This is a genomic window from Herbaspirillum frisingense (genome assembly GCF_047325095.1).
GTDB lineage: Bacteria > Pseudomonadota > Gammaproteobacteria > Burkholderiales > Burkholderiaceae_D > Herbaspirillum > Herbaspirillum frisingense.
The window spans coordinates 4,924,469-4,949,821 of record NZ_CP168558.1 but is presented as its reverse complement, the minus strand read 5'-3'; the positions used below and the strand labels follow the sequence as shown (position 1 = coordinate 4,949,821).

Sequence of the window (25,353 nt, the reverse complement as noted above, 5' to 3'; positions counted from 1 at the left end):
GCAATCAGTGCAGGGCATCGAAGTCCATGCCGCTGGCGCGATAGACTTCACGCAAGGCATTGAGCAGATGCGGGTCCTCGGTGGTTACCAGCAGCAGCGCTTCGCAGGACCAGAACACTTCCTGCCGGCCGGCACCCACATTGGGATCATCCCGGTTGCTGAGCATGTCCATCCAGCTGCTATCGAAGTGGACATCAGTCTCCTTGTACTCAAGGATGAAGTTGCCGCTGGAGGGCCCCGCCTCATCATCCATCACCCGTAGCTCCATCTGTTGCGGCGTCACGCCCCGATCGCGCAGGGCATCATAGGCGCGCTGCGCCATCGTCAGGCTGGGGAAGGGAAAGACTGCCACGGTCGGCTGTACGCTAGTCATGGAATATCCTCTTTGCAGACGAAACTGCCTCGCAGCCGGCAGCCGGCCGGTGCGAGGCAGATCATCTTGAAGTAGAAAGTCAGTCCTCAGGGACGCTTGGCCTTCAGGTCAGCATCGGCAGAACCGATTTCAGCCCCGGTCAGCGGCTCGCCATCCTGCGCGGATGCGGTACGCGCCGCCAGTTGATCCAGCACGGCCTGGTCGTCGTCGCTCAGTTCCACGCTCGCCTGTCCGTCGCCACCGTCGACCGGGGTGAGGGCGTCGGCGCCATCGAGTCGCTCCCACTGCTCGCCATCGTTCCACGGTCCGGTCTGCTCACCCAAGCCCTGCGAAAGATTGACGTAGACCTTGGAGAAGCGCGGATCGCCAGGCAGCTTTCCGGGCGGGAAGTTTGGGCGAATGGAATAGAGCGCCTTTTCAAAGGATTTCTGGTGCGCGATTTCACGCGTCATCAGGAAGCCCAGCGCTTCCTTCACGCCCGGATCGTCGGTCAGATTGATGAGCCGTTCATACACGATCTTGGCCCGTGCTTCGGCCGCGATGTTGGAGCGCAGATCGGCAGTGGGTTCGCCGATGGTATCCACATACGCGGACGTCCACGGTACCCCGGCCGAATTGACCAGTGGCGCGCCGGCGCCATACAACACCTGGGTGATGTGGCTGTCGTTACCGGCGCCGGTGATCTCCTTGTAGAGCGTCCCTTCTTCTTCCACGCCTTCGGCCAGCTTGCCCTTGGCGCCCTTGTTGAGCATCACCACGATATTGCCGATCACTTCGAGGTGGCTCAGTTCTTCGGTGGCGATGTCGAAGAGCATGTCCTTGCGGCCGGGATCATCCTCGGCGATGGCCTGGGTGAAGTAACGGCAGGCAGCGGCGAGTTCGCCTTGCGGGCCGCCGAACTGTTCCAGCATCAGGTTGGCCAGCCCGGGATTGGGGCCGGCAACGCGTACGGTGTATTGCAGTCGCTTGTTGTGGGCAAACATGGTGATGGTCTCCTTGGCGGTTTCAGGGTCGAAGCGAGGGTTGAAAACAAAGCACATGGACTTGATCGGTCAATCGCATTTAGCGATAGACAGAGCCTTGATCCTAAGTTGCGGGTGCTCAGCCATACCATCGGCGATAGCGGAAAACATGCGGTGATCGGTCACGCCGACCGGTGTCGGACATCCTTAGCGCAACAGCAGCCCCCAGGCTGATCAGCCGGAATTTTCAGGCGGGCGTCGGACGAGCACAGCGCCCCGATTCAGTGTTCGTCCGATGGGGAGGATCGTGCGCACCCGATAGACTTCCCTGATCGTGACGCACTGCCGATGTCGCGTCACCTCCTGATCACCGTGATCACGCTGATCACCATGACCTCAGGCAGTCAGCTCATCCCGCCGCAGGACCGGCATCCTCGCATTACGGAAACAGAAGGACATGCATGCTCAAGAAAGTGGAGTATTCCCTGACCCCCGCGCCTGATCGTCAGGCAGCGCTGCAGTCAGCGTCGCCTGCGTCATGCGAGCTGCCCGCGCAGCCACAACCCATGCGCCTGAGCTGGCCGCTGGTGATGGTGGGCGTCATCATGGTGGCCGTCGCCCTGGGCTGGTGGAGCGCACAGGATGAGCGCGTCTGGCGCGCCTATTGCGGTGGCATGGCCGCAGCTGCTGCCACCGCCGCCGGCACACTGCCGCTGTTTTTCTCGCGCCGCTTTTCTGCCCGTGTGGCGGACTGCTGCACGGGATTCGGTGCCGGTGTCATGCTGGCGGCGTCGGTGTTTTCCCTGATCCTGCCGGCCATGCAGGCGCTGGAGCAGGGCGGGGTGGGCAAGTCCACTGGCAGCCTGGTGATCGGTGCCAGCGTGCTGGCCGGTGCCGTGCTGGTGCTGGCACTGCAACGAGCCGGGCAGGGACATGACGAGTTGGCACGGCAGGCGGCGCTGCGCCGGGTGTGGCTGTTCGTGCTCACCGTCGGGCTGCACAACCTGCCGGAAGGCCTGGCGGTCGGCGTGGCTTACGGTGGTGTCGCGCCGGAGCAGGCGTCAGTGCTGACCTTCGGCATTGCACTACAGGATATTCCGGAGGGCATGATCGTTGCGACCGCCCTGCGCGGCATTGGTTATTCCCGCGCCGACGCTATCGGTTGCGGCATCCTCTCGGGGCTGGTGGAACCGCTCGCGGCGGTCGCCGGCGCGGCGGTGGTGGCCTGGTCTTCGGTAATGCTGCCCTGGGCGTTGGGCGGCGCGGCAGGGGCCATGCTGTTCGTACTGGCGCACGAGGTGATTCCCGATCCGCATCGACGTCATGACGCCTTGCCGGCGACCTGCTGCCTGCTCGTCGGTTTCGTGCTGATGATGGTGATGGACACCGCGCTTTCTTGAACAGGCCAGCCATGAACGCTTCCCGGGATCCTGCCGATGCCAGACTGCCCCCGCTGCCGCAGGATGCGCAGACCTTGACCTACGTCGAACTCTGGAACGGCGCCGACCTCCTGATCCGGAAAGCCGGTGAAGAGGTCGCCGGCTCGCGCTGGGTGTTTCTCTCGGCGCTGGTGATGTTGTCCTTCTGCCTGGAGGCCTATCTCGATTACGCCGGTTCGCTGCTCTTCGGGGCAGCCTGGCGCGAGGGGGACGCGCCGCATGCAGGGCAGGACGTCCAGCGCAGGCTGGCATTGGTCTGCGCGGCCTGTGGCGTTCAGCTAGAAGCCCGCCATACCTATCGCACGGTGGCGATGACCTTGCTGGAACTGCGCGCCAGCCTGACACAGGCCACCCAGATGCGCCTGCCGCAATCGCAGCCGGCCAGAAGGGAGGCGCCGCCCGACCCGGCATGGGCGCCGTATTGCCGTCGCAATGTGGTGCTCGACTATCGTGCGCAGCTGCGCATCCTGCTCGGCAAGCTGCACGCCGGTCTGCCGGCGGCCGAGCGCGGGCCGCTCTCGCTGTGAGCTGTGCAGTACGGCTATGGTGAGCAACGGCTCGTCCCGAACTCGACAATTTCAACTCATCAAGGAGCCCGCTATGTTCCCATCGTCACGCAAATCCCCGCACCACAATGGTCGGTTCTTCGCTGCACCCTGCCTGGCCCTTCTCCTGTTTTCGCTCGGGGGCCAGATGGCCCGCGCCGATGAACCTACCCTCAGCATTCTCGAACCCAAGAGCGGTCAGACGGTGACCAGTCCTTTCCGCGTCCGCCTGGCAGCCCACTCGATGACCACCCGTCCGGCCGGCAAGCTGGTCGAGGGTACCGGTCATCACCACATCCTGATCAACCATTCGCCCATCGGCAAGGGCGAGACCATCCCGCATGACGACACCCATCTGCATCTGGACCAGGGGCAGACCGAAACCATGCTCACCCTCCCGCCGGGCAAATACAAGCTCACCGCTCAGTTCGCCGATGGAGAAGACCATTCCTACGGTCACATGATGGCCCATGGAATCAACATCACCGTCAAGGCACCCTGATCCGGGCGCAACAAAACAGGTCGCTCCTTGTCGGAAGCGACCTGTTGAATCGGGTCAGAAGTGTGTCTGGGCCCCGGGCCAGATGAGGCGGCCCCGGAGGACGCCTTATGGGGTGATCATGCGGCCAGCTTCTCGTTGACCTGCTGCCGCGCGAGCTCGCTGAGTTTCTGGTCGGTGGCCTTTTCTTCCTGCAGGGTTTCGTCGAGCAGCCTGGCGGCCTCGTCCAGCCCGAGTTGCTTGGCCAGGGCGCACAAGGTCCCATAGGTGGCAATCTCGTAATGCTCCACTTTTTGCGCAGCGCCGATCAGAGCGGCGTCGAGCACTGCTCCTTTTTCGATTTCATCGATCTGCTCGCGACCTTCTTCCACCAGCCCTTCCATGGCCACGCACTTCACGCGCTTGAGCCGCAATTCGCTGTTTTCCACCAGCCTGTCGATACGTTCGATCTGTCCCTGAGTCTCTTCCAGATGTTGTTCGAAGGCCTGGCGCAGCGCGGGCGTAGTAGCTGCCCGGGCCAGCCGGGGGAGCGCGCGGGTCAGTTGCTTTTCCGCGCTATAGACGTCGGAGAGGCTGTGGATGAACAGGTCTTTCAAGGTCTTGACGGTCATACTGGTCTCCTGGTTGAAGGTAGGGTGAAAGCGAGCATTGTGTGACCCGGGCGGGAAGGCAAGGCAAGACAGCAAGGCAGCAAGGCAGGAGAGCGGGCCCGAGGAAGGCCCGCTGCCTATGCTGCTGGTACTGCCCTGGCGGTACTAGCGAGCACAGCCGCAGTCGTATGACTCCCGGGAGTCGCTACGACTAACGGTTGTTGCTCTGGTTACCGCCGCTGTGGCTGTTCTGACCACCCTTGCGGCCCGCTTCGCGTGCTTCATCGGAACTGAATTCGTGCGCGGTTCCCTTTTCATGGGCAGCCTTGCCGCCCTGGCTGGCGATCTCGCGCTGCTTGCTTTCATCCATCGAAGCGAAGCCACGGTTGCTGGTCGATCCTTGGTTCTGATTTGCCATGATGTATCTCCTTATGATGATGAGGGGGATGAATCGCAGGGCTTTGCTTCCCTACGAGTCCTCATCTTAGGTCGAGGGCTTTATCGGTGATATCGGCGTACCGGACGATGAGAGGTCGGTATGGACTGTCAGTAATGCCAGCGGAATTGAAGAAGAGCAGATGCCCGGCCGTAGCGCCAATGGGCCGTAGTAGCAGGCCGCCAAGGCGGCGCGATCCACTATGGATGGGCATTGGCTTGGACCTTCGTGGAACAAACTGACGGACGGCAAACTCCATTGCCTGTCCAGTCAGGGGAAACCTGCACGGACGACGAGCAAGCGCTAGCAAGTACAAGCAAGTAACGGGAACACGAAATGAAGAAAAGACAGGCACTGATCGAAAGCGTGAATCGGCTCAAGGCCTCGCACGAGCAGGCGGCGGGTATCCTCCAGGGCATCGTGCATGATGCGGTAAGGATGAGCAAAGGCGGGGATGAGCTCCCCGACCGGAAGGATTTTCGCCGTTACCGGCGGGCGATCAAGGATCTCAAGCTGCAGTGCCTGCAGGTGGAAATGGTGCTGGCGGAATTTGATCGGGACGACTGAGCACCGTCCCGTCCCGACCTGTCCGCGCTGTAATGCCTGTAATGCCTGTAATGTGGGCTCCGCCGCTCACAGCGCAACGCCACGGTGGCCTCGACTCATCGGCTGACTTGCCAGATTACAGTTGCGGGCTGTTTTCCCGCATGTCCTGGTCGGAATAATTGCCGCCCTCCGGTTTATTTTTGGAGCCGTATTTGTCGCTGTCCCCCGGCACGTGGCGCTCGCCACCGTCGAGCATGTCGCGCTCGTTGGTCCCGGTAGGGGGATTGCCTTTCTGCTCCAGATCCTTGGGGCCAGAGGTGTCGGCCGGATGGTGGTGCTTGTTCAGGGCGTCGGTCATGATGCGTCTCCTTTTCCTTTGCGGATGTCGGTGCAGGCGGGCTGCGCTGCCTGCTTTAGCTGCTTTGAGAAATATTGACCCTAGCCGAGCCACGCCGCGGCGTATGTCGGCGCACGCCGCGATTATGCGCACCCTCGCGCCGACAGGCGCGACAGAATCAGCGAGGGTGCGGCTCCCCCCCAAGCCGACTCATCAAGCCCGACCGACATGTCCGACAGCAGCCGCCCACAAGCCTTGGCGGGTCGCGCTGATGGCCCGGTTCGAGTGGCTTGGCCTAGTCTGGGTTTCAGTCCGGCAGACCATTCGTCGAGATATCAGGGACCATCCCCCCATCACTTTTGAGGAGAACGCCATGTCCATCGAATCGAAATTGCCCACCCGCGCCAACCCCAGCCCCGCCCAATCCAGTGACCAGGCTACTGCGCAGCCGGCGCGTGGCGATCACATCGAAAACCGCGAGACCAGCACCGACAGCGCCAACAAGGAAATCGCCAAGCCCGAGTTCGACATCGTGCAGGACGACGCCCGCGCACCGCGCTGAGCCCGTTCCAGACCAGCCCGCCAGAACAAGGAGATTCCATGCGCGCATTGCTATATCACGCGGCCCACGACGTACGAGTGGAGACGGTCGCCGACCCCATCATCCAGGAAGCTGATGACATCATCCTCAAGGTCACTGCCACCGCCATCTGCGGCTCCGACCTGCACCTCTATCGCGGCAAGATACCGGCCATGAAGTCCGGCGACATCCTCGGCCATGAATTCATGGGCGTGGTGGTGGAAGTGGGGCCGGCCGTGCAGCGACTCAAGAAGGGCGACCGCGTGGTGGTGCCCTTTGTGATCGCCTGCGGACAATGTTTTTTTTGCGACCAGCATCTCTACGCCGCCTGCGAGACCACCAACCCCGACCGTGGCGCCATCATGAATGCCAAGGGCATACGCCCGGGAGCCGCCCTGTTCGGCTACAGCCATCTGTATGGCGGCATGCCGGGCGGACAGGCGGAATACGTGCGGGTACCGAAGGCCGATGTCGGCCCGATCCGCATCGACTCCGCCCTGGCCGATGAACAGGTGCTCTTCCTGAGCGATATCCTGCCTACCGGTTATCAGGCGGTGAAGAATGCCGGCGTGCGCGAGGGCAGCAGCGTGGCCATCTACGGCGCCGGCCCGGTCGGCCAGATGGCCGCCGCGTGTGCGCGCATGCTGGGGGCGGAAAAGATTTTCATGGTGGACCATCATGACTATCGTCTGCGCTTCGCGGTGGAGCAGTACGACGTCATTCCGGTGAACTTCGATCATGTCGATCCTGGCGAATACATCATCGCCAATACCGCCGGGCGTGGGGTCGACGGGGTGATCGACGCGGTCGGTTTCGAGGCCAAGGGCAGTGTGCTGGAGACGGCGTTGACCACCCTTAAGCTGGAAGGTAGCAGCGGCCAGGCCCTGCGGCAGTGCATCGCTTCGGTACGACGGGGCGGGACGCTGAGCGTGCCTGGCGTCTACGCCGGGTTCATCCACGGCTTCCTGTTCGGCGACATCTTTGAGAAGGGTGTCACCGTCAAGACCGGCCAGACCCACGTACAACAGTACATGCCGGAATTGCTCAACAGCATCGAGGATGGCTGGCTGCGCCCGGAAGCGCTGATCACCCATCGTCTCCCGCTGGAACAGGCGGCCGAGGGCTACCGTATCTTCAATGAAAAGCGCGAGGAATGCCGCAAGGTGGTGCTGGTGGCCTGAACGCCGGGTGTGCGCGCCCGTGGGGCGCGCATTCTGCTTTGTTTTGTTATTCCGCCCGCGCCTTGCGGGCGGTTCGCTTGGGAGCGGCCGGAGTTTCCGGGGCCGCTGCCGGTGCCTCTGTCTCGCCCAGCAGCAGATTGGTCATGATGTCGGCGATGGCACTGACATCGCGCACGTCGCCGAGATGCTGGTTGATGGTGAAGCCATCGAATGCCATCCAGATGACATGGGCCAGCAGGTCGTTGCGCACCAGGTGTGCACGCTCCGGGGGGAGCGACTCGCTGATCAGTGCCGTCAGAAAGGTTTCCACATCCATCAGCAGCGTATTGGGCTTGGTCATGCCCTGGGGCGACACGGCCAGGGCTTCGATCAGCGCGTTGGCGAAGGAATGATCGCTGGCTGGTATGTCGCCCCAGATCCCCGTGAAGACCCGGCGCAGGCGTGAGCGCGGCGTGCGGAACTTGCGGACCGACTCGGCCAGTGCCTGCAGCTGCTGTTCCAGCCAGGGCTGGTAGATCTCATAGAGGATGGCCAGCTTGGAATCGAAGTACACATAGAGATTGGCCACGGTCATGTTCGACGCCCGTGCGATCTCGGCCATGGTGGTCGGCGTATAGCCCTTGCGGGAAAACAGATCGAAGGCCGACTCCAGGATGGCCTCGCGCATGCCGCTCTTCTTGATTTGCGCCACGATTCCTCTTGCGTGCTGGTAATGAATGGCGTGGATTCTAGCACGCAAGCCCTTTCCTGCTGACCCTGTCCCCGGATCTTCTCTCTTCCCCACAACGGTGAATCCTTTAAACAATATTCGCTTTTGAGCGCGATATTGGTGCGGTATTGGTGCGATGCCGGTGCGGCAAGAGGGCGAATCCGCTACCCCGGCGTGCGTCGCTGCAGCCCGCTGTCGTGTTGTGGTGCAGCATGCTGGAGACGTGTCGCCAGGCCTTTTTCACCTGTCCTTGAAATCGATCAAAAACGCTTGACATTCATTTTTGCGGAATACAGAATGACATTCGTTATTAGGACGCATCTGTTCTCAGGCCCCTCTCTGATCGGGCCTGCCATCCACGAGTGAGGGAGCTCATGAACAAGGTCATCAAGCTGCATCTGCACGATCGCTATCCGGAACTGGGCAAGGGGCCTGTTCCTGTCGAGCCGTACATCTCCACCGCCTACTACGACAAGGAGCAGGCCAAGATCTTCAAGAAGACCTGGCTGCACGTGGGGCGCGTGGAAGAGATTCCCGCCGCCGGCGACTACTTCGTCAAGGACCTGGAAGCCTGCGAAGCTTCCATCATCGTGGTACGCGACAAGCAGGGCGCAATCAATGCCATGCATAACGTCTGCTCGCACCGCATGAACCAGATCGTCTATGAGAAGCGTGGCCAGGCGCGCAAGTTCTTCTGCAAGTTCCACGGCTGGGCCTATGATCTGCAGGGCAACCTGACCGGCGTGCCGGAAGAGGGCTCCTTCTTCGATCTGGACAAGTGCGACCACGGTCTGTCGCGCGTGGCCTGCGAAGTCTGGCAAGGCTTCATCTTCATCAACCTCGATCCCACCCCGGAACTGTCGCTGGCGCAGTTCCTGCAACCCATGTTCGGTGATATCGAAGGCTATCCCTTCGACAAGATCACCACCGGCTTCCAGTGGACCACGGTGGTCAATTGCAACTGGAAGCTGGCGCTGGACGCATTCCAGGAGGCCTACCACGTGGCCTATGTGCACGGCCATTCGATCGCCGATGCCATCGACACCGCCGAAGACGGCGCCATGCCGCCCCTGGATGCACTGTGCGGACAATTTCATCGACGCCTGTCCATCGCCGGCAATCCCAAGTCGGTCTACGGCAATCCCAATGCGGTGACCGCAGGTGGCGCGGAGGCCAGCAAGGCCATCGCCGACTCGGCCGTGAAGAAGCCCATTGCTGCCGCTGCACTGCGCGCCGGCATGGGGGCGGCCAGCTACCACTTCCGCAAGGAAGACCTGCCCAAGGGCATGAACTGGACCGGCCACGAGAACTGGCTCTTCGACATCAATGTCGTGTTTCCGGACTTCTACCTGTCGCTGCGTCCGAACTACTTTCAGGCCTACAACTTCCGGCCGATCTCCCAGGGCAAGACCCTGCTGGAGGCGCGCGTGTACTACCCGGAAATGAAGACCGCCGGCGGTCGCTTCTATCTCGAATACATGAAGGTCGCCCTGCGCGATGTCCTGCTGGAAGACCTGAGCACCTTGGAACGCACCCAGAGCGCGGTGCAGACCGGCGTGAAGAAGGAAATGATCCTGCAGGACTACGAGCTGCTGGTGCGCCACGGCGCCCACGTGGTCGATCGCATCGTCAATGAAGAAACCAAGGCCTGAGGAGTCGCCCGCCATGAATTCGCCGCAACCAGCAAGCCCGCAAAGTGCCATCACCCTTCCCGCCGGTTTTGCCCATCTGATGCCGTTCAGCCATTGGAGCCTGGCCACCGAGACCGAGCGCACCCGCATGCGCAATACCAGCGCGTTCGCCGACATCGTGGCCTTCAAGGACGCCATGCTGGCCGATGTCGATGCCATCGTCGCCTACCTCAACGGCTTCGAACTGGATGCCATGCCGCCGTCGGAAGCAGCGCTGATGTACATGCTGCTGTCCCTGGCCGAGGTGGCGCCGGCAGTGGAGGCCTACCAGCAGCCGGGCGTGATCGATGGCTACGAGTTCTCGCGCTTCGTGGCCGATGAGAAGTTCGTCATGCGTCCGCCGATCTGAGCCGACGCTGTCATCAACCAAGGAGCTTTCATGCCCAAATGCAGAGTGTTCGCCATCGACGATAACCTCAAGGAGATCGTGGCCGATGGCTTGTATGGCAAGCACATGTTCGGCGCGTCCGTCAGCGTGGCGGTGGTCAAGTTCGTCGCCGCGCAGGGGCATGACCTGCCTGCCAAGTCGCATAGCCACGGCGAGGAAGCGTCCTTGCAGCTGCTGGGTGGCTGCTCTGTTTTCGAAAGCAGTGACAGCGAAGAGACCGACCTCGAATCGGTGATGGATAGCGGTGATGCGCTCATCATTCCTGCCGGGGTTTTGCATTACGGCAGCAACCGCTTCGGTGCCGAGGGCGTGTCGCTGCGCCTGAACGTGGTGACCCCGGCGCGCGAGGAGTATGGCCCGGAGGATTCGACGCCGTATTACCCCCTCAAGAACAGGAGTCGCTGAGATGTCCAGCCTGTCGAACCCGACCGATCCGCATTGCCAGCCGTTGCAAACCGACTGGCAGAATCCGCAGGCAGCGCCCGGCATGCATACCGTCGAGGGCCAGCACCTGAATATCGGCATCGGCGTCTTTCGTCGTGGCCAGCACAGCGAAGTGCCGCCGCAACCGCAAGGCGAGGAAGTGGCAACCGTACTGGAAGGCATGTTCCTGGTTGAAGCCGCTGGCGAGCGCTACGAGCTGTCCCCCGGCGAGGGCATCATCATTCCACCTAAGGAGCCGCGGCGCTGGACCTGTCAGAGTGAGCGAGGCGCGCTCTATCGCGTCATCACCCGCCTGGACCAGCTGCCGCCGGTCGAGGAGTCGGTGTCATGAACCACCATCAGCCGCAAGCGCAGGGTGCGCCGCAGGATCAGCGTGTGTTGATCGTCGGTGCCGGGCATGCCGGTGGGCGCGTGGCGCAAGCCCTGCGCTCGGATGGGTTCGGTGGCCGCATCCTGCTGCTGGGTGCGGAGCCGCACACCCCCTATGAACGGCCGGCCCTGTCCAAGGAACTGCTGCTGGGCAGCAAGACCGTGGACGAACTGATGCTGGGGCCACGCAGTTTCTGGGAGGACCCCGCCATGGTCGAGCATCGCCAGGGCGTGGTCGCCCGTATCGACGACTTGCGTCAAGCCCATCTGGAGAGCGGCGAGGTCATCCCCTTCGACATTCTGGTCGTGGCATCCGGTGGTCAGGCTCGTGGCCTGACGATCCCCGGTGCGGATCTGCCCGAAGTCAGGGTCCTGCGCACCATCGAAGACTGCCTCGCGTTGCGCCCGGCCATGGCCCAGCAGCGTCGTCTGCTGGTGATCGGTGGTGGCGTGATCGGCATGGAGGCGGCGTCCTCGGCGGCTGCCCTGGGCATGGAAGTGACCGTGGTCGAAGGCGGCGCCCGGGTGATGGCGCGTTGCCTGCCGCCGGAAGGGTCGCAGTGGCTGCAGGCGCTGCACGAACAGCGCGGCATCAAGGTGCTGACCGGCGTGAGCGTATCGGGCATCGCGAAGACGACCGAAGGATTGCGCATCGACGCCCAGTGCGCCGGACAGGAAATGGCGCTGGAGGCCGACCTGGTGCTGGTGGCGGTGGGCATTTCGCTCAACACGGACTTCCTGGAAGGCAGCCCGGTACGCCTGGATAACGGCGTGCTGACCGATGCCTGGTGCCGCAATCCGGATGCGCCGTGGTGCTATGCCGTGGGCGACGTGGCCAACAGCTTCAGCCCCTTGTACGGGCGGGCATTGCGCCAGGAGACCTGGCGCAATGCCGAGAATCAGGCGCGTGCGGTATCGGCCGCCATCGTCGGCCGGCCGGAGCCGTATATCGAAGTACCGTGGATGTGGACCGATCAGCTCGATCGCAATATCCAGGTGGTCGGCATCTATACGCCGGGCGACCTGGTGATATCGCGCATTCCGCCAGGGGAGCGGGCCGGCGTGCTGCTCTGGCTGCATGAGGGCAGGGTGGCCGGCGGCATGCTGGTCGACAGTGGCCGGGAGCGCCGCCAGCTTGAAGAACTGGTACGCCGCGGCTCCACCATCGATGCAGCGGTGCTGCGCGATCCTGCCATTTCGCTCAAGGAACTGGTGCGCTCATGAGCAACCTGGAACAACGTGTGGCCGCACTGGAAGCAGCCGAAGCGATCCGCCAGCTCAAGGCACGCTATGCCAGCCTGGCCGATCAGAAATATACGACCAACTACCAGCGGCAGCCGCCGCTGCGCATGGAGAAGATCGCGCTTGCCCAGGCCGCCTGTTTTACCGAGGACGCCATCTGGGAAGGCGGCGCCGAGTTCGGTGCCAGCCTGGTCGGGCGCGATGCGCTGGCGCAGTGGTTCATGCGCTCGCCCTGGTGCTATGCGCTGCATTACTACGGCAGTCCGGAGATCAGCGTCGAAGGCGACGTCGCCTCGGCACGCTGGCGACTGTGGCAGATCGCACTGCGTGAGCAGACCAAGAAGGCGGTGCTGCTGGGCGCGCTGACCTACGAAGAATATGCCCGCGACCAGCAGGGACAGTGGCTCTGTTCACGCATGCGCTTCGAGCAGACCCAGATGCTGCCCATCGATGCAGGAGCCTTCCCGCTGGTGACGTCCTTCGAGCAGATTACCGATGCCGCCGTGCGTGCATCCTCTTCCACCCACCTCTAGAGATCATGACCAACAGCGTCCCTATCCCGCTGCAGCCAGCGCCGAGTACAGCGGCCTCGTCCTGCGGCGGCCACTGCGCAGATTTCACCATCGCCGAGAACCTGTGCCAGGTACTGAGCAATGAGTGGGTCAACGCCGAGTACAAGCACCTGGTCCTGAAGGCGCCGCCAATTGCGCTGGCGGTGCTGCCGGGTCAGTTCTTCCACCTCAACTGCCCGCCCTCCGGCAACGACGTGCCTTACCTGCGCCGACCGATGAGCCTGTACCGCGTTTCGCCGCAGGACTGCACCATCGAATTCCTCTACAAGGTACAGGGCGCCGGTACCCGTGGCCTGGCCACCCTGGAGCCGGGCGCCACGCTGGACGCCTTCGGGCCGGTCGGCCAGGGCTTCACTCTGCCGCCGCAGGCCCGCCATGTGCTGGTGCTGGCGCGCGGCGTGGGCCTGGCCACCATGGCCCCGCTGGCCCAGCACGCGGTGCAGCGCGGAGCAAGGGTGACGGCCATCCTCTCGGCGCGTTCGCCGGCCCTGGTGATGTCGGAGCAATACCTGCGCTCGGTGGGGGCAGATGTCATCGTGGTGCATGACCAGGATGGCAGCAGCGACATCGCCCACATCGAAAAGCTGGTACGTGAACGGCATGCGCAGCTGCCCTTCGACCTGCTGACCACCTGCGGCTCCAACCGCTTCCTGCTGGCGTTGCAGCGACTGGGCCAGGAGCTGGACGTGCCGGCCCAGGTGGCGCTGGAGCAATTGATGGGATGTGCGCTGGGCATGTGCTTTGCCTGCGTGCGGCCATTCCGCAAGAGCCCTGGTTCGGAAACGATGAGTTACAGACGCGTGTGCTGGGATGGCCCGGTGTTCGACGCGCAGGAGACAGTGACATGGTAGACATGAGCGTATCCATCGGTAAGCTGACCTTGCAGAATCCGGTCATGCCCGGCTCCGGGACCTTTGCCGAGGGCATGGCCAAGGTGATTGATCTCAATCGTCTGGGTGCCATCGTCACCAAGACCATCACCAGCGACCTGCGCGAGGGCAACACCCCGCCACGCGTGGCCGAGCTGCGCAATTCGACCTTGTTCTCCATCGGTATCCCCAGCAAGGGGCCGGAGCACTATCTGGAAGAGCTGGTGCCGTTCTACCGGAATTACACGCCCCCTCTGGTGGCCAGCATTTCAGCCAATACCGTGGAAGAGTTCGGCGAGCTGGCCGCACGCCTGAGCGTGCCGGGCGTGGCCGCCATCGAGGCCAATATCTCCTGCCCCAACCTGAAGAAGGATGGCCAGGCCTTCGGCATGGACCCACAGGCCACCGAAGCGGTGATCAAGGCGATGAAGCGCAATACCGACCTGCAGGTCTGGGCCAAGCTCTCGCCCAATGTCGGCAGCATCGCCGTGATTGCCCGTGCTGCCGAGCAGGGTGGCGCAGACGCCCTGGTCAGTTCCAACGCCATCCTGGCCATGGCCATCGATATCGAAAGTCATCAACCCAAGGTCGCCAACCTGATGGGCGGGATCACCGGCAGTGCCACCAAGCCCATCCTGTTGCGCATGGCTTACCAGGCGGCGCAGGCGGTCAGCATTCCGGTCATCGGTTGCGGTGGCATCGCCACCGCCGAGGACGCCATTGAATACCTGCTGGCCGGTTGCACGGCAGTACAGGTGGGCACGGCCAATTTCATCAGTACCAGCGCCATGCCGCGCGTCATCGACGACCTCCAGGCCTATTGTGTACGTCGCGGCATCACCCGCATCCGCGACCTGGTCGGCGCGATGAAGGTGCATGAGGCCAAATTGCTGGAAGCGAGGGCCGGCCTGTGAATGGCATCCTGCCTATCGTGGCGGCAGACGCCCAGGCGTCCCCGCCGTCGCCCGATGCCCAGGGCTGGCTGACGCTGGGGCCGCTGGCCGAGGTGTTTGGTGATCGTGCGTGTCGCTCGCTGAAGCTGGGCGGTGTGCAGGTCGGCCTGTTCCTGGTGGATGGCGAAGTCTATGCCATCGACGACATCTGCAGCCATGGCAATGCGCGCTTGTCGGAAGGCGAGATCGACGGCTTCGAGGTCGAATGCCCCCTGCATGCCGGACTGTTCGACATCCGTTCCGGCAAGGCCTTGTCGGCGCCCTTGACACGTGATGTACGCAGCCACGAGATCCGTCTCGAAGAGGGTGTGCTGCACCTGCGTCTGGTGGCTGCATGAGCGGCCTGTCCCGCGCATCGGGTAAGCCACGGGTTGCCGTCATCGGCACCGGAGGCACCTTCGCCATGCATGCGCGGCATGCCTTCGACTGGGTCGAGTACAGCGAGAGCGGCGTGGTGCATCCCATCGGCGATCTGGTGGAACAACTGGACCGGATCGACCTGGATATCGAGATCCTGCCGCAGTCCTTCCGCATGATCGGCAGTACCGGCATCCTGCCGCAGGACTGGATGGAGCTGGCGCAGCTGATCAGGCGCACGGTGCAGGACGACCCCGGCCTGACCGGCATCGTCGTCACCCATGGCACGGCGACGATGGAAGAGACCGCATGGTTTCTGCAGCTGACCACCGATATCCGCCAACCGATCGTGCTCACCGGAGCACAGCGTCCGCTGAACACGTCGGGCAGCGATGCCATGGCCAATCTGCGCGCAGCACTGGCGGTGGCGGCTGCCCCACAGGCCCAGGGGCAGGGCGTTCTGGTGGTGATGGATGGCATGGTTTTTGCGGCACGCGATGTCAGCAAGGCCGCCAGTTTCGAGCTGCACGCATTCGAGGCCACGCCCTATGGCCCGCTCGGTCGGGTGGACGCTGATGGCAGCGTGGTGCTGCGCCGCCGCGTGACTTCATCGATATCGCACAGCATGCTGCCGGCGCTCGACATGTCGTCGAGCCGGACCTTGCCACGCGTGGATATGGTGGTGTCCTATGCCGGTGCCGACGGTGCGGCCATCGATGGCGTGCTGGCGGCAGGTGCCCGGGGAATCATCAGCATCGGACTGGCGCCCGGCCGCCCGGCCAACGGTGAACGCGCCGCCCTGCAGCGTGCAGTGGCGCAGGGTGTGGTGGTGGTGCAGGCCGCACGCGCTGCGCGTGGCGTGGTGCCGCCGCAGGCCTTCCTGCAACGTGACGGGGTGCTGGCGGGAGGCGATCTGGCCGCCCCCAAACTGCGCATCCTGCTCATGCTGATCCTGGCGCAGTCGCCATTGCCGGATGCGGCCGCGATACAGGCGCTGCTGCTGGCGCATTGAGGGCGCCGGCAGTCAGTAGCACGCCGCACGCAGCTCAGCCCCCACGGACTGGGCGGACTATACGAATGACAGGCAATTGAAAGAGGAGCGAATCAAGCATGGAAATGATCAGCGAACGTCTGGTACCCGCCTCCCGGCAGGCGGTATGGGAAGCCCTCAACGATCCGGCCAGCCTGCGCGATTGCATCGCCGGCTGCGACCGGCTGGAGCAGGTCGGCGAGCATGAGTACGAAGTGGGCATGTCGATCAAGATCGGCCCGGTCTCGGCCAAGTTCAAGGGACGCATGAGCCTGACCGACATCGTGGCGCCGCAGTCCTATGCGATTACCTTCGAAGGCCAGGGCGGCATGGCCGGCTTTGCCAAGGGCAGCGCCGCAGTGCGGCTGGTGGCACCGGAAGAAGGCGAGGGCACGCTGTTGCAATACGAGGTACGGGCCCAGGTCGGCGGCAAGCTGGCGCAGCTCGGTGCACGCCTGATCGACAGTTCGGCCCGCAAGATGGCCGATGATTTCTTTGCACGCTTCGTCAAGCTGTTCGAACCGGAGGCCGCCGCCGCGCCCGCGGCCGATGGCCCGGGCGGTCAGCCGGCGCAGGAGCAGCCGCGTCAGGGCGCCCTGCGCAGCATGTGGTCACGCGTAGCACGCTAGTGGGGCAGGACTGTCGCCCACATTCAAGTTTTCCCGCACGCAGCAAGCAGCATTCGTAGTTCAACCTTAGCCACGAACAGGAATGAAAATGAAAAGATCTGCGGTAGTGAAGTCGATGGTGAGTGCCCTGGGGGCGTTGGCGGGGCTGGCAGTGCTGGCGTTTCCGCAGCAGGCCATGGCCGATATCAAGATTGGCCTGTCCGGCCCCTTCTCCGGGCCGATGGCTGCCGACGGCCAGGAATATATCGACGGTTTCGGCCTGGCCCTGGAGCAGCTTGGCAACCAGCTTGGCGGACAGAAGGTGCAGGTGCTGCAGGGTGATGACCAGATGAAGCCGGATGTGGGCTCGCAGGTCATGCGCAAGTTCATCGAGCTGGACAAGGTCGATGCCATCGTCGGCCTGGGCTACTCCAACATCATCATGGCCAATCTGCGACGACTCAAGGAATCCGGTGTGGTTTCCATCGCCGTGGCCGGCGGCCCCTCGCCGATGGCCGGTGCGGAGTGTGGTGCCAATGTGTTTTCCATCGCCTACCCCAATGACGGTTCGGGCGAAGCCATCGGCAAGCTGGTGCAGGACAAGGGCTACAAGAATGTCTATCTGATGGCTCCCAACTACCAGGCCGGCAAGGACATGCTGGCCGGCTTCAAGCGCTGGTACAAGGGAGGCGTGGCCGCCGAGGTCTATACGCAGATCAACCAGACCGACTATTCGGCCGAGATCACCCAGCTGCAGCTGAGCAAGATGGATGCGGTCTTCATGTTCTACCCCGGCAGCATGGGCGTGAACTTTACCAAGCAGCTCAAGCAGGCCGGGGTGATCGGCAAGGTACCGGTGTATTCCACCTTCACCGTCGATGGCACCAATCTGCCGGCCCTGCGCGAGGCCGCCGTGGGCGTGATCAGCGGCAATACCTGGAATCCGGTGCTGGAGAATCCGGAAAACCAGAAGTTCGTCAAAGCCTTCGAATCCCGCTACAAGCGTGTTCCGAGTACCTATGCCGCCAATGCCTATGACGCGGCCTTCCTGCTCGATACGGCAGTGCGCAAGCTCAAGGGCGACACCTCCAACAAGGTGGCCTTCGCCGCTGCGCTCAAGGCAGCCGGTGCGGAGTTCAAATCGGTACGCGGTCCCTTCCGCTTCAACACCAACAACATGCCGATCCAGAACTACTATGCCTTCGAGATCGTCAAGGAAGGTGACCAGATCAAGGGCAAGCTGGTCGCCACCCCGCTGGTGGACCACAAGGATGCCTACGTGGCGGCCTGTCCCCTGAAGTGAGCGAGGCCATCATGCTACTGTTTGCGCAACTGCTCAACGGTCTCCAGTACGGGGTCTTGCTGTTCCTGCTGGCGGCCGGCCTGACCCTGGTGTTCGGCATCATGAGCTTCGTCAACCTGGCGCACGGTTCGCTGTACATGATGGGGGCCTACATTGCGGCCTCGGTCGCCAATGCCACCGGCAGCTTCCTGCTGGGGCTGCTGGCCGCGCTGCTGGGCTGTCTGGCCATCGGTGTGCTGCTGGAGCGGGTGGCGGTGGCGCGGCTGTACGACAAGAACCACCTGAATCATGTCCTGGCCACGTTCGGCATGATCATGTTCTTCAATGAACTGGCCTCGATGTTGTGGGGCAAGCAGCCCCTGTTCGTCTCGGTGCCACCGATGCTGGATGGTGTCATCAACCTGTTCGGCCTGCCCTATCCGCTGTATCGCTTTGCGGTCATCGTGGTCGGTCTGGCCGTGGCCGTCGGGTGCTACTGGATGATCCACCGCACCCGCCTGGGCATGCTCATCCGTGCCGGCGCCAACAATGCGGCCATGGTGGGCGCGCTGGGGATCAACATCCGTTTCCTCAACGCCCTGCTGTTTGCCGTCGGTGCCGCCCTGGCCGGACTGGCGGGTGCCGTGGCCGGCCCCATCCTGTCGGTCCAGGCCGGCATGGGTGAGCCGGTCCTGATCGCCACCTTCGTGGTGATCGTCATCGGCGGCATCGGTTCGGTCAAGGGCGCGTTCTATTCGGCCCTGATCGTCGGTGTCGTCGATACCATGGGACGGGCCTTCCTGCCCATGCTGTTGCGTGAGATGGTCAGCCGCCAGCTGGCCGATGCGGCTGGTCCGGCACTGGCTTCCCTATTGATCTACCTGCTGATGGCGGCCGTCCTGGCGCTGCGTCCGCAAGGCCTTTTCGTGGCAAGACGATGAAGACGACTTCCTCCCTGTTCCGTCCCAGCCTGGGCATTCCCCTGCTGCTGTTGCTGGCGCTACTGGCCGTGCCACCGGTGGCCGCTGCACTGGGTGCACAGTTCTACGTGGGCTTTCTGGCGCGTGTGCTGATCTATGCGCTGGCCGCCAGTGCGCTCAACCTGGTGCTGGGCTATGCCGGCCTGATCGGCTTCGGACACGCACTCTTCATTGGCCTGGGGGCGTATTGCGTCTCCCTGTCCTCGCTGGCCGGGCTGGAATCGGCGTGGCCGCAGCTGCTGCTGGTGCTGGTTTCGTGCGGCTGTATCGGGGCGCTCACCGGTGCCATCAGCCTGCGCACCCGTGGCATCGGCTTCATCATGATCACCCTGGCGTTTTCCCAGATGGGCTATTTCGTCTTCGTCAGCCTCAAGCAGTATGGGGGTGACGATGGCATGTCCATCATCGCCACCAGCCGGCTGGGCGCGGGGATCGACCTCGGTTCGGTGCTGCCCTTGTTCTATGCCGCCTGGGGCGTGCTGGCGGTGACCCTGCTGTGGATGCACCGGTTGCGGCACGCGCCCTTCGGCATGGCCCTGCGCGGCTCGCGCCAGAACCTCGCGCGCATCAGCGCACTGGGCTTCCCGGCCCGCCGTCTGCAACTGATCGCCTATGTGCTCTCCGCCATCCTGTGCGGCCTGGCTGGTTTCCTGCTGGCCAATCTGAATGCCTATGCCTCGCCGGGGCTGATGAGCTGGCAGGTGTCCGGCGAGCTGATCGTCATGGTCGTGCTGGGCGGCATGGGCAGCGTATTCGGTCCGTTGCTGGGTGCACTGGCGTTTATCTGCCTGGAGGAAGTGATGAAGTCCTATACCGAGCACTGGATGCTCATCTTCGGGCCGATGATCATCCTCATTGCGCTCACCGGTCGTGACGGACTCATGGGTGCCTTGCACTGGCTGGATGTGCGGTGCTGCCAACGCGGCGCATCCGGCCGTATCGATGCGACTGCCATCGTCGCCAATGGAGCCAAGCAATGAACGGCCTGCGTACCCAGGGATTGACCAAGCGCTTCGGTGGCCTGCTGGTGACCGACGACGTCAGCCTGGACATCCGTCCCGGCGAACTGCACGCCATCATCGGCCCCAATGGTGCCGGCAAGACCACCCTGATCAACCAGCTGTCCGGAGAGCTGCGGCCCGACAGCGGCCAGGTCTGGTTCGGCGATGAGGAGGTGACCACGCTGCCGCTGCATCAGCGCGCCTGCCGGGGCTTGCTGCGCTCCTACCAGATCACCTCCATCTTCGAAGAGTTCACCGTGATGGAAAACGCCGTGCTGGCGGCGGTCGGCGCGACTGGCGGCTACGGTTTCTGGCGTCCGATGATGGCCCGTGAGCAGGCTTGCCAGGACGCGCAGCAGGCGCTGCTTGCCACCCGCCTGGAAGCCCGCCGCGATACGCTGGCAGGAGAACTGGGCTATGGCGAGCGACGCCAGCTTGAGCTGGCCATGGCATTGGCCGCGCAGCCGCGCCTGCTGTTGCTCGACGAGCCCATGGCCGGCATGAGCATCGAAGAATCGGCATCGGTGGTACAACTCTTGCAATCCCTCAAGGGCCGTTACTCGATGCTGCTCATCGAACACGATATGGATGCGGTCTTCGCCCTGGCTGATCGCATCACGGTGCTGGTGTCGGGTCGTGCCGCCTTCTGTGGCACGCCCGATGAAATTCGCAATCACCCCGAGGTCCGCGCCATCTACCTGGGTGATGAGGCAGGGACTTTTTCCGGAGCCGCTCATGGCTGAACAGTTATCCATCCGCGGGCTGCAGGCCTCCTACGGTCGGGCGCAGGCCCTGTTCGACATCTCGCTGGACCTGCAGCGCGGTGAGGTGATCACCTTGCTCGGTCGCAATGGCATGGGCCGATCCACCACCGTCAAATGCCTGTTCGGTCTGCTGCGTCCGAGTGCCGGCAGCATCAGCTTTGGCGGCCAGCGCATCGATACCCTGCCTTGTCACGAAGTGGCGCGCCGTGGCCTGGGGCTGGTGCCCGAAGGACGCCAGATCTTCGCCGACCTGACCGTGGAAGAAAACCTGATCGCCACCGCACGCCCGGCGCGTGCAGGGCAGGCCGACAGTCGGCCCTGGACCTTGCGACGCGCCTATGAATTCTTTCCACGGCTGGCGGAGCGGCGTCAGAACATGGGTTCGCAGTTGTCCGGCGGCGAGCAGCAGATGCTGGCCATCTCGCGTGCGCTGATGACCAATCCCTCCCTGCTGGTGCTGGACGAGGCCACCGAAGGCCTGGCGCCGGTGGCGCGTGCTGATATCTGGCGCGCCCTGCACGAACTGAAGAAAGAAGGGTTGTCGATGATCGTCATCGACAAGAACATCCAGTCGCTCATGGGACTGGCTGACCGCCATTATGTGGTCGAGAAGGGACGTATCGCCTGGAGTGGAAGCTCACACCAGTTGCAGCAGGACCCATCCCTGGTGCATCGTTACATGGGCGTGTGAGCGTGTGCATCCCGGCTGCGCCCACCCGGCCTGTCACAACTTATCGGATATTGCATGAAGGCATCAGGTTTCCAATACGCCCGCCCGAGTTCGCTGGAAGAGGCGTGCGCGCTGCTGGCTGAACACGGCAGCGATGCGCGCATCCTGGCCGGCGGCCAGAGCATGTTCGCCACCCTCAATTTGCGCCTGTCGGCGCCGAGCCTGCTCATCGACATCAATCGCATCGAGGAACTCAAGGGCATCGTGCTGGCCGAGGATGCCAGCCATGTGCGCATCGGTGCCCTGGTGCGTCATGCCGAGACCGCCAGCTCACCGCTGGTGGAACAACATCTGCCCTTGCTGCACATGGCCATGCGCCATGTGGCCCATCCGGCGGTGCGCAACCGCGGTACCACCTGCGGCAGTCTGGCGCTGGCCGATCCGTCGGCGGAGATGCCGGCCTGCGCCATCACCCTGGATGCCTTGCTGGTGCTGCAGAGCCGTGACGGCGGCGTGCGCGAGGTGCCGGCAGTGGATTATTTTTTCGGTCTGTACGAGACGGCCCGCCAGGATGACGAAATCCTGATCGAAGCACTCTATCCGGCCTGCCAGCCGCAGGAGGTCTTCGGTTTCGACGAGCTGGCGCGCCGCCATGGGGACTTCGCGATGGTCGGCGTCGCGCTGCGGGCCTGCTATGCCGAGGGCATCATCAGCGACCTGCGGTTGACCACCTTCGGCACCGATCCCATGCCCATCCTGTCCACCGCGGCCGCTGCACTGGCGCAGGGGCAAGCGTGGTCCGTTGCGCTGGGTGAGGAGATCGCCAGGGCTGCCGTGGCCGAGCTCAATCCCGATCACAACCACTTCGGCAGCCCCGAGGTCAAGCGCCTGCAGGCGGCCGCCCTGATACGTCGCGTTCTGGCGGCGACCTTCGGCGCGCCGGCCGATTCAACCATTCCTTACGGAGCCAGCCATGGATGACCTGTCCGTCCGTTGCGTGGAACACGCCAACATCCAATTCACCCTCAACGGCAAGGACGTCAATTGCCTGGTGCCGGTGCGCCGCAACCTGGTGGACTTCCTGCGCCAGGACATGGGATTGACGGCAGCTCACGTCGGCTGCGAGGTCGGCGTCTGCGGTGCCTGCAATGTGCGCGTCGATGGCGCGGTGGTGCGCGGCTGCCTGATGCTGGCGGTGCAGGTCGACGGCCTGAGCGTGGAGACCCTGGAGGGGCTGGCCGAAAGCGGTGAGATCGCCGCCCTGCAACGCGCCTTCGTGACGCGCAATGCCATGCAATGCGGATTCTGTACGCCGGGCATGCTGATGACGGCCAATGAGCTGCTGCAGGCCAAGGCCTGCCCCAGCCGCCTGGAGATCCGCGATGCCATCTCGGGCAATTACTGCCGTTGCACCGGTTACCAGGCCATCGTCGATGCCATCGAAATGGCCGCCGGGGAGGATGCATGAGCGCCGCCGCCCAGACCGCGGCCGCTGGCCTGATCGGCCGTAGCGTCGCCCGCGCGGATGCCGAGCGTTTCGTGGCCGGGCGCGGACGCTATCTCGACGACCTGGTGCTGGCCGATATGCAGCATGTGGTGTTCTATCGCAGTCCGTTCGCGCGTGCGCGTATGCACGCGATCAATGTCGACGCCGCTGCGGCCATGCCCGGGGTGAGTGCGGTCGTCACCGGCGCCGACCTGGCGACCGTCTGCGCTGGCTGGACCACCCGCTTTGCCATGTGGCCGGAGCATGTCTCGGCACAGCAGAATCCGCTGGCCATCGATGAAGTGTTCTGGCAGGGCGAAGCGGTGGCGGCGGTGGTGGCCGCTACGCGCGCGCAGGCCGAGGACGCGCTCGAGCTGATCGAGATCGACTGGGAGGAGGGCGAGCCCGTGGTCGACCCGACCACCGCACTGGAACCCGGCTGTCCACCCTGCCACCCGGCCATCGAGCACAACCTGGCGCTGGAGCGCAAGATCGGCAAGGGTGATGTGGCCGCCGCATTTGCCGGCGCTGCCCAGGTGGTACGCCGCCGTTTCAGCTTCGGTCGCCAGACCGGTGTGCCGCTGGAGCCACGTGGCATCCTGGCCAGCTTCGACCGGCGCACCGGTGAGCTGGACATCCAGCAATCCCATCAGGCGCCCTTCCAGATGCAGGAGATCTACGCCAGCCTGCTGGGCCTGCCGCTGGAGCGGGTCAGGGTCGCCAGCCCCGACGTGGGGGGCGCTTTCGGCATCAAGCTGCACGCCTATGCCGACGAGATCGCGGTGGTCGCCATTGCGATGCTGCTGGGCCGGCCCGTCAAATTCCAGGCGGACCGCCTGGAATCCTTCGTCTCCGATGTCCACGCCCGGGACGCCAGCGTCGAGGCGCAACTGGCGGTGGATGCCGAAGGACACCTGCTGGGGCTGGACGTGGATCTGCTGTTCTGCTTCGGGGCGGTGTCCGCCTACCCGCGTTCCAGTATCGGCGAAGCCTTGCAGGCGCTCGACCTGTGCGGCTCGGCCTACCGCATCGACGCCTTCCGCGGGCGGGTGCGCGGGGCCTTCGTCAACAAGGTACCGACCGGCGCCTATCGTGCCGTGGGCCAGCCCATCGCCTGCGCCGTCATCGAACAGCTGATCGATGACGCGGCAGCGGCCATCGGCATGGATCCGGTCACCATGCGCCGCCGCAATCATCTGCCGGCGCGTCCGGCCGAGGCGCCGATGCTGCCTGCTGCCGGCGGCATCCCACTGGGGCCGCTGTCATTGGACGCCTGTATGGATCAGTTGCTGGAGAACATGGATTACCGCCAGCTGCGTGCCACGCAGGATGCGCTGCGCCAGCGCGGCGTCTATCGTGGCATCGGCTTGTGCACCTTCGTCGAGCTGACCGGCGTGGGCGCGGGCCTTTATGGACCCAATCAGGTCAGGGTGGCCGGCAAGGAGGGAGTGCGCCTGAGCCTGCTGCCCTCCGGTCACATCCAGTGCCGAACGAGCGCGACCGACCAGGGGCAGGGCACGCGCACTGGCCTGACCCAGATCGTGGCCCAGGCCATGGGTAGTCCGCTGGAGACGGTGGCGGTGGCGGCCGGCGACACCTCCCGCGATCCACTGGGGGGCGGTGCCTGGGCCTCGCGCGGCATTTCCCTGGCCGGGGAAGCGGCCCTGCTGGCCGCAGCGCAACTGCGCGCCAATATCCTGGCGATCGCAGCGGCCCTTGGCGAGCAATCGCAGGACGGGCTCGATATCGTCGATGGCATGATCATCGGCCGTGACGGCGAGGCCTTGATGAGCCTGGCGGAGGTGGCGCTCAAGGCGCATTACGATTCGACTGCCATCAAGCTGGACGTCATCCCGGAACTGACGGTGGAGCGCAGCTATGCGCCGACCGGCAAGCCCTACTTCGCCGCCAATGGGGTGCAGGCGGCGCAGGTCGAGGTCGATATCGAGACCGGGATGATCCGCGTGCTGGACGTATGGGTGGTGGAAGACTGCGGTCGTATCGTCAACCCTCTGCTGACCGATGAGCAGATCCGCGGTGGCGTGGTGCAGGGGATAGGCGCGGCCCTGTTCGAGCAGTGCATCTATTCCGAGAACGGGCAGATGAGCAATGCCTCGCTGGCGGACTATCTGATTCCGATGGCCTCAGAGATGCCCCAGATCCATGTGGGCCATGTGACCACGCCCGAGCGCGAAACCAGTCTCGGTGCCAAGGGGGTGGGCGAGGCCGGGACGGTGGGGGCCATTGGCGCCATCTGGTGTGCCGTCAACGACGCCTTGCGTCCCCTTGGGCAGGGTGTATGGCAGCAGCCGTTTACGCCGGCACATGTGCTGGACGTGCTGCATCATCCCGAGATGCGTCAGGGCGAGGCAAGACTGCCTCCCTTCTGAGGCTGGCCAGATGGAAGAGCAGGCGCCGTCGCGACGGCGCCTTTTTTTCGTCCCTCTCCG

The 25,353-nt window shown here is 63.9% G+C and carries 31 protein-coding genes; 25 read left to right on the top strand and 6 right to left on the bottom strand.

Going from position 1 to position 25,353, the window contains the following annotated elements; genetic code table 11:
- Window positions 1–4: 4 nt before the first annotated feature.
- Window positions 5–373, bottom strand: coding sequence for a hypothetical protein (locus ACEOAC_RS22550; RefSeq protein ID WP_077236920.1), 369 nt, complete (start codon window positions 371–373; stop codon window positions 5–7).
- Between the two features lie 86 nt (window positions 374–459).
- Window positions 460–1,356, bottom strand: coding sequence for a manganese catalase family protein (locus tag ACEOAC_RS22545; protein WP_077236921.1), 897 nt, complete (start codon window positions 1,354–1,356; stop codon window positions 460–462).
- Window positions 1,357–1,925: 569 nt separating this feature from the next.
- Between ACEOAC_RS22545 and ACEOAC_RS22540 the strand changes: the two genes are divergently transcribed.
- The 3 genes from ACEOAC_RS22540 (at window position 1,926) to ACEOAC_RS22530 (ending at window position 3,821) form a co-directional block, all read left to right on the top strand.
- Window positions 1,926–2,735 (top strand): ZIP family metal transporter, encoded by an 810-nt coding sequence (locus tag ACEOAC_RS22540; protein WP_413444286.1) that lies wholly within the window; start codon window positions 1,926–1,928, stop codon window positions 2,733–2,735.
- An 11-nt stretch (window positions 2,736–2,746) separates the two neighbouring features.
- Entirely contained in the window at window positions 2,747–3,301 is a 555-nt protein-coding gene (locus ACEOAC_RS22535; RefSeq protein WP_413444277.1) for a hypothetical protein, read from the top strand.
- A gap of 73 nt (window positions 3,302–3,374) precedes the next feature.
- Window positions 3,375–3,821 carry a DUF4399 domain-containing protein gene (locus ACEOAC_RS22530; RefSeq protein WP_241813022.1) on the top strand — a complete coding sequence of 149 codons (447 nt, stop codon included), beginning with the start codon at window positions 3,375–3,377 and terminating at the stop codon, window positions 3,819–3,821.
- 116 nt (window positions 3,822–3,937) lie between these two features.
- Here ACEOAC_RS22530 and ACEOAC_RS22525 read toward each other — a convergent pair whose 3' ends face one another.
- Together ACEOAC_RS22525 and ACEOAC_RS22520 are read right to left on the bottom strand one after the other, a co-directional pair.
- On the bottom strand, window positions 3,938–4,429 hold the full coding sequence (locus ACEOAC_RS22525) for a ferritin-like domain-containing protein (protein ID WP_413444279.1): 492 nt from the start codon (window positions 4,427–4,429) through the stop codon (window positions 3,938–3,940).
- Between the two features lie 190 nt (window positions 4,430–4,619).
- Window positions 4,620–4,826 (bottom strand): KGG domain-containing protein, encoded by a 207-nt coding sequence (locus ACEOAC_RS22520; RefSeq protein WP_006461880.1) that lies wholly within the window; start codon window positions 4,824–4,826, stop codon window positions 4,620–4,622.
- Between the two features lie 354 nt (window positions 4,827–5,180).
- Between ACEOAC_RS22520 and ACEOAC_RS22515 the strand changes: the two genes are divergently transcribed.
- Window positions 5,181–5,411 carry a hypothetical protein gene (locus tag ACEOAC_RS22515; protein WP_241813026.1) on the top strand — a complete coding sequence of 77 codons (231 nt, stop codon included), beginning with the start codon at window positions 5,181–5,183 and terminating at the stop codon, window positions 5,409–5,411.
- A 115-nt stretch (window positions 5,412–5,526) separates the two neighbouring features.
- On the opposite strand, the gene ACEOAC_RS22510 is transcribed toward ACEOAC_RS22515, so the two are convergent.
- Window positions 5,527–5,748, bottom strand: a complete 222-nt coding sequence (locus ACEOAC_RS22510; RefSeq protein WP_006461878.1) for a hypothetical protein — start codon at window positions 5,746–5,748, stop codon at window positions 5,527–5,529.
- A 352-nt stretch (window positions 5,749–6,100) separates the two neighbouring features.
- Between ACEOAC_RS22510 and ACEOAC_RS22505 the strand changes: the two genes are divergently transcribed.
- Both ACEOAC_RS22505 and ACEOAC_RS22500 read left to right on the top strand, forming a co-directional pair.
- Window positions 6,101–6,289: a hypothetical protein gene (locus tag ACEOAC_RS22505; RefSeq protein WP_413444280.1), complete on the top strand. Its 189-nt coding sequence runs from the start codon at window positions 6,101–6,103 to the stop codon at window positions 6,287–6,289.
- Window positions 6,290–6,327: 38 nt separating this feature from the next.
- Window positions 6,328–7,488: a zinc-dependent alcohol dehydrogenase gene (locus tag ACEOAC_RS22500; RefSeq protein ID WP_413444281.1), complete on the top strand. Its 1,161-nt coding sequence runs from the start codon at window positions 6,328–6,330 to the stop codon at window positions 7,486–7,488.
- A gap of 46 nt (window positions 7,489–7,534) precedes the next feature.
- On the opposite strand, the gene ACEOAC_RS22495 is transcribed toward ACEOAC_RS22500, so the two are convergent.
- Window positions 7,535–8,179 carry a TetR/AcrR family transcriptional regulator gene (locus ACEOAC_RS22495; RefSeq protein WP_039874213.1) on the bottom strand — a complete coding sequence of 215 codons (645 nt, stop codon included), beginning with the start codon at window positions 8,177–8,179 and terminating at the stop codon, window positions 7,535–7,537.
- Window positions 8,180–8,571: 392 nt separating this feature from the next.
- Here ACEOAC_RS22495 and ACEOAC_RS22490 point away from each other — a divergent pair, with 392 nt between their 5' ends.
- From ACEOAC_RS22490 to ACEOAC_RS22400, 19 genes are all read left to right on the top strand, one after another.
- Window positions 8,572–9,849 carry an aromatic ring-hydroxylating oxygenase subunit alpha gene (locus ACEOAC_RS22490; RefSeq protein WP_234295410.1) on the top strand — a complete coding sequence of 426 codons (1,278 nt, stop codon included), beginning with the start codon at window positions 8,572–8,574 and terminating at the stop codon, window positions 9,847–9,849.
- Window positions 9,850–9,862: 13 nt separating this feature from the next.
- Complete coding sequence (locus ACEOAC_RS22485) at window positions 9,863–10,237, top strand: hypothetical protein (RefSeq protein ID WP_413444282.1); 375 nt, start codon at window positions 9,863–9,865, stop codon at window positions 10,235–10,237.
- A gap of 30 nt (window positions 10,238–10,267) precedes the next feature.
- The gene (locus ACEOAC_RS22480) at window positions 10,268–10,681 is read left to right on the top strand and encodes a cupin domain-containing protein (protein ID WP_413444283.1); all 414 of its coding nucleotides are present in this window, start codon (window positions 10,268–10,270) and stop codon (window positions 10,679–10,681) included.
- Window position 10,682: 1 nt separating this feature from the next.
- Window positions 10,683–11,051, top strand: coding sequence for a cupin domain-containing protein (locus tag ACEOAC_RS22475; protein ID WP_413444284.1), 369 nt, complete (start codon window positions 10,683–10,685; stop codon window positions 11,049–11,051).
- Window positions 11,048–12,313 carry an NAD(P)/FAD-dependent oxidoreductase gene (locus tag ACEOAC_RS22470; protein WP_413444285.1) on the top strand — a complete coding sequence of 422 codons (1,266 nt, stop codon included), beginning with the start codon at window positions 11,048–11,050 and terminating at the stop codon, window positions 12,311–12,313. Before ACEOAC_RS22475 ends, ACEOAC_RS22470 begins: the two co-directional genes overlap by 4 nt.
- Window positions 12,310–12,864: a nuclear transport factor 2 family protein gene (locus tag ACEOAC_RS22465; protein WP_006461869.1), complete on the top strand. Its 555-nt coding sequence runs from the start codon at window positions 12,310–12,312 to the stop codon at window positions 12,862–12,864. Before ACEOAC_RS22470 ends, ACEOAC_RS22465 begins: the two co-directional genes overlap by 4 nt.
- A gap of 5 nt (window positions 12,865–12,869) precedes the next feature.
- Entirely contained in the window at window positions 12,870–13,754 is an 885-nt protein-coding gene (locus ACEOAC_RS22460) for a dihydroorotate dehydrogenase electron transfer subunit (RefSeq protein WP_077236932.1), read from the top strand.
- Window positions 13,748–14,686, top strand: a complete 939-nt coding sequence (locus tag ACEOAC_RS22455) for a dihydroorotate dehydrogenase (RefSeq protein WP_006461867.1) — start codon at window positions 13,748–13,750, stop codon at window positions 14,684–14,686. Before ACEOAC_RS22460 ends, ACEOAC_RS22455 begins: the two co-directional genes overlap by 7 nt.
- Window positions 14,683–15,063, top strand: coding sequence for a non-heme iron oxygenase ferredoxin subunit (locus tag ACEOAC_RS22450; RefSeq protein WP_413445592.1), 381 nt, complete (start codon window positions 14,683–14,685; stop codon window positions 15,061–15,063). Before ACEOAC_RS22455 ends, ACEOAC_RS22450 begins: the two co-directional genes overlap by 4 nt.
- A complete protein-coding gene (locus ACEOAC_RS22445) occupies window positions 15,060–16,094 on the top strand; it encodes an asparaginase domain-containing protein (RefSeq protein WP_413445591.1) in 1,035 nt (344 codons plus the stop codon). The genes ACEOAC_RS22450 and ACEOAC_RS22445 overlap by 4 nt, the downstream gene beginning before the upstream one ends.
- A gap of 98 nt (window positions 16,095–16,192) precedes the next feature.
- Window positions 16,193–16,741, top strand: a complete 549-nt coding sequence (locus ACEOAC_RS22440; protein ID WP_413628587.1) for an SRPBCC family protein — start codon at window positions 16,193–16,195, stop codon at window positions 16,739–16,741.
- Between the two features lie 88 nt (window positions 16,742–16,829).
- Window positions 16,830–18,023, top strand: coding sequence for an ABC transporter substrate-binding protein (locus ACEOAC_RS22435; RefSeq protein WP_413444206.1), 1,194 nt, complete (start codon window positions 16,830–16,832; stop codon window positions 18,021–18,023).
- Window positions 18,024–18,034: 11 nt separating this feature from the next.
- Window positions 18,035–18,943 carry a branched-chain amino acid ABC transporter permease gene (locus tag ACEOAC_RS22430; protein ID WP_077236967.1) on the top strand — a complete coding sequence of 303 codons (909 nt, stop codon included), beginning with the start codon at window positions 18,035–18,037 and terminating at the stop codon, window positions 18,941–18,943.
- On the top strand, window positions 18,940–19,962 hold the full coding sequence (locus ACEOAC_RS22425) for a branched-chain amino acid ABC transporter permease (protein WP_006461861.1): 1,023 nt from the start codon (window positions 18,940–18,942) through the stop codon (window positions 19,960–19,962). The genes ACEOAC_RS22430 and ACEOAC_RS22425 overlap by 4 nt, the downstream gene beginning before the upstream one ends.
- The gene (locus ACEOAC_RS22420) at window positions 19,959–20,726 is read left to right on the top strand and encodes an ABC transporter ATP-binding protein (RefSeq protein WP_006461860.1); all 768 of its coding nucleotides are present in this window, start codon (window positions 19,959–19,961) and stop codon (window positions 20,724–20,726) included. The genes ACEOAC_RS22425 and ACEOAC_RS22420 overlap by 4 nt, the downstream gene beginning before the upstream one ends.
- Window positions 20,719–21,438 (top strand): ABC transporter ATP-binding protein, encoded by a 720-nt coding sequence (locus ACEOAC_RS22415; protein WP_413444207.1) that lies wholly within the window; start codon window positions 20,719–20,721, stop codon window positions 21,436–21,438. Before ACEOAC_RS22420 ends, ACEOAC_RS22415 begins: the two co-directional genes overlap by 8 nt.
- A 54-nt stretch (window positions 21,439–21,492) precedes the next feature.
- Window positions 21,493–22,398: an FAD binding domain-containing protein gene (locus ACEOAC_RS22410; protein ID WP_413444208.1), complete on the top strand. Its 906-nt coding sequence runs from the start codon at window positions 21,493–21,495 to the stop codon at window positions 22,396–22,398.
- The gene (locus ACEOAC_RS22405; RefSeq protein WP_006461857.1) at window positions 22,391–22,885 is read left to right on the top strand and encodes a (2Fe-2S)-binding protein; all 495 of its coding nucleotides are present in this window, start codon (window positions 22,391–22,393) and stop codon (window positions 22,883–22,885) included. Before ACEOAC_RS22410 ends, ACEOAC_RS22405 begins: the two co-directional genes overlap by 8 nt.
- Window positions 22,882–25,293, top strand: coding sequence for a xanthine dehydrogenase family protein molybdopterin-binding subunit (locus ACEOAC_RS22400; RefSeq protein WP_413444209.1), 2,412 nt, complete (start codon window positions 22,882–22,884; stop codon window positions 25,291–25,293). Before ACEOAC_RS22405 ends, ACEOAC_RS22400 begins: the two co-directional genes overlap by 4 nt.
- Window positions 25,294–25,353 lie beyond the last annotated feature (60 nt).

What these genes read in the sequence shown, in the direction of transcription:
- ACEOAC_RS22550 (WP_077236920.1), bottom strand. Translation starts at nt 373, where the DNA reads ATGACTAGCGTACAGCCGACCGTGGCAGTCTTTCCCTTCCCCAGCCTG.
- ACEOAC_RS22545 (WP_077236921.1), bottom strand. Translation starts at nt 1,356, where the DNA reads ATGTTTGCCCACAACAAGCGACTGCAATACACCGTACGCGTTGCCGGC.
- ACEOAC_RS22540 (WP_413444286.1), top strand. Translation starts at nt 1,926, where the DNA reads ATGGTGGGCGTCATCATGGTGGCCGTCGCCCTGGGCTGGTGGAGCGCA.
- ACEOAC_RS22535 (WP_413444277.1), top strand. Translation starts at nt 2,747, where the DNA reads ATGAACGCTTCCCGGGATCCTGCCGATGCCAGACTGCCCCCGCTGCCG.
- ACEOAC_RS22530 (WP_241813022.1), top strand. Translation starts at nt 3,375, where the DNA reads ATGTTCCCATCGTCACGCAAATCCCCGCACCACAATGGTCGGTTCTTC.
- ACEOAC_RS22525 (WP_413444279.1), bottom strand. Translation starts at nt 4,429, where the DNA reads ATGACCGTCAAGACCTTGAAAGACCTGTTCATCCACAGCCTCTCCGAC.
- ACEOAC_RS22520 (WP_006461880.1), bottom strand. Translation starts at nt 4,826, where the DNA reads ATGGCAAATCAGAACCAAGGATCGACCAGCAACCGTGGCTTCGCTTCG.
- ACEOAC_RS22515 (WP_241813026.1), top strand. Translation starts at nt 5,181, where the DNA reads ATGAAGAAAAGACAGGCACTGATCGAAAGCGTGAATCGGCTCAAGGCC.
- ACEOAC_RS22510 (WP_006461878.1), bottom strand. Translation starts at nt 5,748, where the DNA reads ATGACCGACGCCCTGAACAAGCACCACCATCCGGCCGACACCTCTGGC.
- ACEOAC_RS22505 (WP_413444280.1), top strand. Translation starts at nt 6,101, where the DNA reads ATGTCCATCGAATCGAAATTGCCCACCCGCGCCAACCCCAGCCCCGCC.
- ACEOAC_RS22500 (WP_413444281.1), top strand. Translation starts at nt 6,328, where the DNA reads ATGCGCGCATTGCTATATCACGCGGCCCACGACGTACGAGTGGAGACG.
- ACEOAC_RS22490 (WP_234295410.1), top strand. Translation starts at nt 8,572, where the DNA reads ATGAACAAGGTCATCAAGCTGCATCTGCACGATCGCTATCCGGAACTG.
- ACEOAC_RS22485 (WP_413444282.1), top strand. Translation starts at nt 9,863, where the DNA reads ATGAATTCGCCGCAACCAGCAAGCCCGCAAAGTGCCATCACCCTTCCC.
- ACEOAC_RS22480 (WP_413444283.1), top strand. Translation starts at nt 10,268, where the DNA reads ATGCCCAAATGCAGAGTGTTCGCCATCGACGATAACCTCAAGGAGATC.
- ACEOAC_RS22475 (WP_413444284.1), top strand. Translation starts at nt 10,683, where the DNA reads ATGTCCAGCCTGTCGAACCCGACCGATCCGCATTGCCAGCCGTTGCAA.
- ACEOAC_RS22470 (WP_413444285.1), top strand. Translation starts at nt 11,048, where the DNA reads ATGAACCACCATCAGCCGCAAGCGCAGGGTGCGCCGCAGGATCAGCGT.
- ACEOAC_RS22465 (WP_006461869.1), top strand. Translation starts at nt 12,310, where the DNA reads ATGAGCAACCTGGAACAACGTGTGGCCGCACTGGAAGCAGCCGAAGCG.
- ACEOAC_RS22460 (WP_077236932.1), top strand. Translation starts at nt 12,870, where the DNA reads ATGACCAACAGCGTCCCTATCCCGCTGCAGCCAGCGCCGAGTACAGCG.
- ACEOAC_RS22455 (WP_006461867.1), top strand. Translation starts at nt 13,748, where the DNA reads ATGGTAGACATGAGCGTATCCATCGGTAAGCTGACCTTGCAGAATCCG.
- ACEOAC_RS22445 (WP_413445591.1), top strand. Translation starts at nt 15,060, where the DNA reads ATGAGCGGCCTGTCCCGCGCATCGGGTAAGCCACGGGTTGCCGTCATC.
- ACEOAC_RS22440 (WP_413628587.1), top strand. Translation starts at nt 16,193, where the DNA reads ATGGAAATGATCAGCGAACGTCTGGTACCCGCCTCCCGGCAGGCGGTA.
- ACEOAC_RS22435 (WP_413444206.1), top strand. Translation starts at nt 16,830, where the DNA reads ATGAAAAGATCTGCGGTAGTGAAGTCGATGGTGAGTGCCCTGGGGGCG.
- ACEOAC_RS22430 (WP_077236967.1), top strand. Translation starts at nt 18,035, where the DNA reads ATGCTACTGTTTGCGCAACTGCTCAACGGTCTCCAGTACGGGGTCTTG.
- ACEOAC_RS22425 (WP_006461861.1), top strand. Translation starts at nt 18,940, where the DNA reads ATGAAGACGACTTCCTCCCTGTTCCGTCCCAGCCTGGGCATTCCCCTG.
- ACEOAC_RS22420 (WP_006461860.1), top strand. Translation starts at nt 19,959, where the DNA reads ATGAACGGCCTGCGTACCCAGGGATTGACCAAGCGCTTCGGTGGCCTG.
- ACEOAC_RS22415 (WP_413444207.1), top strand. Translation starts at nt 20,719, where the DNA reads ATGGCTGAACAGTTATCCATCCGCGGGCTGCAGGCCTCCTACGGTCGG.
- ACEOAC_RS22410 (WP_413444208.1), top strand. Translation starts at nt 21,493, where the DNA reads ATGAAGGCATCAGGTTTCCAATACGCCCGCCCGAGTTCGCTGGAAGAG.
- ACEOAC_RS22405 (WP_006461857.1), top strand. Translation starts at nt 22,391, where the DNA reads ATGGATGACCTGTCCGTCCGTTGCGTGGAACACGCCAACATCCAATTC.
- ACEOAC_RS22400 (WP_413444209.1), top strand. Translation starts at nt 22,882, where the DNA reads ATGAGCGCCGCCGCCCAGACCGCGGCCGCTGGCCTGATCGGCCGTAGC.